Origin of the sequence: Mycobacterium sp. NPDC050853 (assembly GCF_040653875.1) — a bacterium.
Lineage (GTDB): Bacteria > Actinomycetota > Actinomycetes > Mycobacteriales > Mycobacteriaceae > Mycobacterium.
On sequence record NZ_JBFAGW010000018.1, the window covers coordinates 1 to 5,025 of the forward strand.

Below are 5,025 nucleotides of genomic sequence, written 5' to 3' on the forward strand. Positions count from 1 at the left end.
ATCCAAAGGTCATTGGCGCCAGCCCATACCAGGCTGTCAAATAGGCGAACGCAAGCCTCCGCCAGACGCGCTCGCCGACCGCTAACGGCGACCGCTTGTCAAGAACCAAACCCGCCGCTACATACGCCCTCGGTGTCGATCTGGGCTACACGTCTGTCAGCACGCGAGCCGGTCACAGCCCTGGCCCGTGAGTACGGCATCAGCCGCCAATCGGTCTACAACTACAAAACCACCCAACCAGCCACACGGTAGGCCGACCCTGGTTCCCTTCCGGCGCGGGCGATCCCCTTGCCGCTGCCGGGGTGTCTTCGTTAGCAAATATCAACGATGATGTTGATGCGCTCGTGCCCCCTGGCCGTCATGAACGGCCCCGAGATGAACGAGGTTGACATGAAGAGAATCGTGGCCACCACCGGCATCGCCGCTGCGCTGCTGGTCGCGGTGCTCGCCGTGCCGACCAAGGTGATATGCCCCAACGGCCCCTGCTCCACGGCACCGGACGCGCAAGACAGAGTCCACCGCTACTACGAGATGAAACCGTTGGGAGCGACGCTGATCGAGGAAGTGACCGGGCTCCCGATCCCCTTGCACTACGAGTCGGGCGTGGACATCAAATCGCTCAAGTAGCTTCCCGGTTCTCTGCCAGGCGCGATGGTTCCACCTTTTTGCGCATTCGACCGCCAGCCGAGCCACCCCTGCCAGACCAACTAACCGAATCGCGGCCCGCATCGGTGGCCGTGGCAGTGCTTGCGCGTACTGCGATGTGGCTCATCTACTTTCATCCGGATATCTCAGACCTAAAGAAATGAGACGGGCGCGGTGGTGCGGCTTGGTTGCCGGGGCTGGTGGTGTATAGCCCTACCGGCTCCCCCGTCTACTCGCCTAGCCCTGCCTCCAAGATCGTGAACGCCAGATCGCGTGCTTCCGCTGGCGTCATCGCCAGCAAGGTTTCGACCGTTTCGGGATCGCCGGTGTCCTCGTCCCATACTTCGTCCACGTACACCAAGCCTTCGGATCGCGACACCAGGTAGAAGCGGCCAGGCTGCGATGCCTCCACGACAGCAGCGGACAGATGTTCGATCAACTCAGTTACTCCCATTCGACGTGTTGTTGATTCCTGTTGACGCGGGCCACCCCGCATTGTCCCGGCTTTCCCACGACCCGGAGGCTTTCAGGGTGAATCACGCTGACCAGCGGTAGCGGCATATGATCGGCGCCCAGCCAGTGGATTCTGGCTTGCCTGGGGTACACCCCCAAAGCCGCTCACACCCTGACACTGCCGCAAATCAGCATCCCTCTCCCCTGCCAGAACCATCCGGGTACTTTCAATTTCAAATCAGATGAAATGAGTGTGTTGTCTGCGAACTGGGAAGATTCACCTAGACGGCGCACGGTGAACAGGACACACCAATAGTCCCGTTGCGTTTCATGTGCGTATGTGCCTGTGGTTCTGGACATGGCAGCTCGGACATAAAGCTCCTTAGATACCAGACCCAGTATCGGATATACTGAGTATTCGATACTAAGGGTATAGGGTACTCATGGGTACCGGATAGTGATAGATGGCCTCGCCCGCCGCGCGTACGCCCGCCGCTGAGTCGGAGAGCTAGTCGCGGCGCTGCGCGGGGTCCACGAACAGCTTGATCGCCTACTGCTGAGCGGATCGGGAATGCTGCAACAGTTAGATCCGCGAGGTGGTTCCCGAGGATTACTGTCGGGATTCCCGAGATTCTCCTAGCACTTCGAGACATTAAGGGTCATCAGTCCGGCGGGCTCGCCGTTCTCAGTAGAGATGGTAGTTCTGGGGATTAATCTGTAGGCCCTAGGCTGGGGTCGCCAATCTTTCATCGCGTCTTCCATCACGCTAGTGTTTGCGGCTCTTCGTGTTTGACCAAAATGTTCTGCTGAATCCAGTGAAATCGGTCTGACGGGGGCCGCGTGTCAGAAAGTGACGGTCGGTGGAGTCTCGTTGCCGGCCGGCGCTTGGTAGAAGTCGCGCTGCTTCACGCCAGCCAGTGCGGAAAAGAACATCCACGGGATAGTCGCGATCGACGTGTTGAGCGTGGCCGCGGCATCGTTGTAGTACTGACGCGCGAACGACAACTGATTCTCGGTGTCGGTCAACGCTCGCTGCAGCTCAATGAAGTTGGTCGACGCCTTCAGGTCTGGATAGGCCTCCGCGACCGCGAGAACATCGACGATGGCTTTGTCCAGCTTCGCCTGTGCCGCTGACTTCTCGTCGACCGTCCCGCCTTGGGCCGCCTTCTGCACCTCCGCGCGCGCCGCTGTCACATTCTCAAGAACACCGCGTTCGTGCTGCGCATACCCCTTGACGGTGTTGACGAGATTCGGAATGAGATCGGCTCGCCGGGTGAGCTGGACGTCGACACCACCGAGCGCCTCGTTGACCCCGACGTTCTGTCGACGAAGCCGGTTGAATCCGACAACGACGAAACCGGCTAACAGCACGAGCACAACGATCGTGACGATGATGATCGTTACCAGCATGCGGACTCCTTGACCAAAGGGAATATGAATGAACGAATCCCGGTGGACATTGCCACCACACCCAGCCTGACAGTGTCGCTAGCTTCAATGGCGACATGCTCGGCAGCGGCCCTCACCATGACCCTCCACCTCCGCCGCCGCCCCCACCGCCACTGAAGCTGCCGCCCCCACCACTGGACGAGCTGGACTGACTTGTTTCGTAGGCGCCGATCGAGGATCGCAGAGAAGACTCGAATCCGGCGAACGCAGTACTTCCACCGAAAAGGCCGTGAGGAGTCGTCGGGCCAAAGTACCAAGACGGAGCCGGCGGCTCCTGTCCGGTCGAGAGCTTGTATTTCTTGGCCCATTCGTCGGCACATCCGAAGGCGACCGCATACGGAACGAAGGCCGTATACAGATCTTTCTGGGCACTGAAATCAAACCGATCCTGCGCTGACGGCGTCGACAGCAGGCGATAGAACCCGCCCGCCCGCGCCCACTGCTCCCTGCCTTTAGCGGTGCGGCGGGTTCCGACCCCGGCGAAAAGCAGCCCAATGCCACCGATCCCGAACCCAACGAATGGCAACGCCCACATCGTCGCCCCGCCAGGGCGGATAAACACCAACAGCATTGCGGCCACCCATGCGGCGAGCACTGAAAACCGTCCGATCTGCTCAGACAACTCGTTGATGACCAGTCCCTCACCGCGCGCCCAGGCCTTGGTGTCCGCGGCAATGGCCTCCGATGTCGACTGGAGCCTGCGTCCGGCCGTCACCGACCCGTCAGCGTCGAAGGCCCCACCAGCATTCTGCACGCCGAGAGCAAGCCCAACCTGGCGGGTGACCCGGTCGACACCATCCCAATCGCCACCTTGAGCTTCAATGCGCCACGTGGACCCCTGCGTCTGTCGAATCGTGGTCAGGCCGCGCTGAGCCTGATAAAGCAATGTCGCCACCAGCGCGTTGGCGGGCACCTGTTCGCGCATCACATAACAGGTCTGCACGGGGCCAAAGCCGGGCGGCGGTTCATACGCGACCGGGTATCCCGGAGGCTCTTCCCTGCCGCGCCAGGACCACACCCAGCCCACCCCGAGACAGATCACCGCCAGGACCACCAGCCCGCCAGCCACCACCGGCGACTGTCCAAGCACACCGTCATAAGGTGGCGTCCACGGCACGCTCACCCGATCGGGCGCCGGCAGATCCTGTGCGGCACGGACAGTGACCGGAGTCCGAGGCGCCAGCACACCGGTCCGGATGGTGAGACTGTCGGTGCCGACGCCGGTCAGTTCGCATTGCCCGGAATCGTCGTAACCGTACGCACAACGAACGTCGGTCGCGGGCGAGGGCAGCTTCACCCTCACCTCGGTCCGGTCAAACCTCACTTGCCAGCCACCGGCGACAACCTTCCAGTAGAAAGACGCTCGATCCCGGTCGGCTGGCCAGCTTCCAGATGCTTGAGCGGCCGCGCCGGCGGCGCTCGGCGAGAGCACACCCCGAATTCGGTAGCTGATCACATAGACGTGCTCGCCTGGGTCAAGGGTGCGGTCCGGGTCGCCAATCTTGGCGACCCGGAAGGCGCGCCCCTGCTGCCACACGAGATCGGTCGGCTCGTCGTGCCCATCGCGAGTGACCTTGATGTCGTAGGGAATAAGCCGCACGTGATCGTCGGAGGGGGCGCGGACATCCCAGAATCTGAAAATTCCGTGACGATCAGCAGGGAACGATGCTGTCAGGGTCTCGGTGGCAGTGAGAGTTCCCTCCCAATCGACACTCAAGTCAGCCCGATAATCAGTCACGATCACCGGGTCCAGGACGGCGGACGAATCCGTACCTCCCAGGTATTCCAGGACCGGCCACAGCAACACCCCTGCCGCGACCACTATCGCGATAAGCGTGGCGGCAACCACCGTCAGTGGATTTCGCCTGACCACTAGTCGACGTGACCAAAACCTCCCCATGCCAGCAGCGTACGGGGTCGCACTCGGCGGCAAGCTAACTATTCCGGCAGCCGCAGCTGCGGCTTGTCGACGTCTTCGATGATGACACCTTGGAACGTGATTTCCCTAGTGCCAGAAACATGACGGGATACCTGTCTAGGACTTGCCGCTAACTGCGGCATCGGCGCCGAGAGCGCGATTATGTACGTCAGACCGCGTTCGTTGCAGGCGCCCGTATTTTGCGGCTTAGACAACGCGTGCGCGATGACTTCCGCGGACTTGAGACGGGTGCGTGTTTCAGGGTTGTTGTCCTTGCGTGTCTCGGACCGCGCCGCCACGGCTTCGTTCCGAGAAGCCACGGGCAGCGGTGTGTGCTTCAGCCTGAGTGTCGTGGCGACGACCCGCAGCTTTCCTGGCCAAGGCGCTTCACGCGGCAGCGCCAACTCCTCGCGTTCGGGTTAGCGAACGTTACGTTCACTGGGTACCAGGTGTTGATCCACAGGGGAGGAATTCTCCAATGGAACACCGATCCGCGGGCGATCGCATATCTGACGGTTCCACCGACGGGCGCCGCCTGAGATCCGTGGGCCGACTCTCTC

General features: G+C 61.6%; 6 protein-coding genes. 2 read left to right on the forward strand and 4 right to left on the reverse strand.

From position 1 onward, the window contains the following. The first annotated feature begins 132 nt into the window (after positions 1 to 132). Positions 133 to 252, forward strand: a complete 120-nt coding sequence (locus tag AB0H22_RS25355) for a helix-turn-helix domain-containing protein (RefSeq protein WP_358150030.1) — start codon at positions 133 to 135, stop codon at positions 250 to 252. Between the two features lie 138 nt (positions 253 to 390). Further along, the gene (locus AB0H22_RS25360) at positions 391 to 627 is read left to right on the forward strand and encodes a hypothetical protein (protein ID WP_358150032.1); all 237 of its coding nucleotides are present in this window, start codon (positions 391 to 393) and stop codon (positions 625 to 627) included. 247 nt (positions 628 to 874) lie between these two features. Here AB0H22_RS25360 and AB0H22_RS25365 read toward each other — a convergent pair whose 3' ends face one another. The 4 genes from AB0H22_RS25365 to AB0H22_RS25380 all read right to left on the reverse strand — a co-directional run bounded on the left by AB0H22_RS25365 (position 875) and on the right by AB0H22_RS25380 (position 4,869). Continuing rightward, entirely contained in the window at positions 875 to 1,099 is a 225-nt protein-coding gene (locus AB0H22_RS25365; RefSeq protein ID WP_358150034.1) for a hypothetical protein, read from the reverse strand. Positions 1,100 to 1,941: 842 nt separating this feature from the next. Continuing rightward, positions 1,942 to 2,508, reverse strand: a complete 567-nt coding sequence (locus AB0H22_RS25370) for a LemA family protein (RefSeq protein ID WP_358150036.1) — start codon at positions 2,506 to 2,508, stop codon at positions 1,942 to 1,944. A 112-nt stretch (positions 2,509 to 2,620) separates the two neighbouring features. Then, the gene (locus tag AB0H22_RS25375; protein WP_358150038.1) at positions 2,621 to 4,447 is read right to left on the reverse strand and encodes a DUF2207 domain-containing protein; all 1,827 of its coding nucleotides are present in this window, start codon (positions 4,445 to 4,447) and stop codon (positions 2,621 to 2,623) included. 38 nt (positions 4,448 to 4,485) lie between these two features. Continuing rightward, positions 4,486 to 4,869, reverse strand: coding sequence for a hypothetical protein (locus tag AB0H22_RS25380; protein WP_358150039.1), 384 nt, complete (start codon positions 4,867 to 4,869; stop codon positions 4,486 to 4,488). Positions 4,870 to 5,025 lie beyond the last annotated feature (156 nt).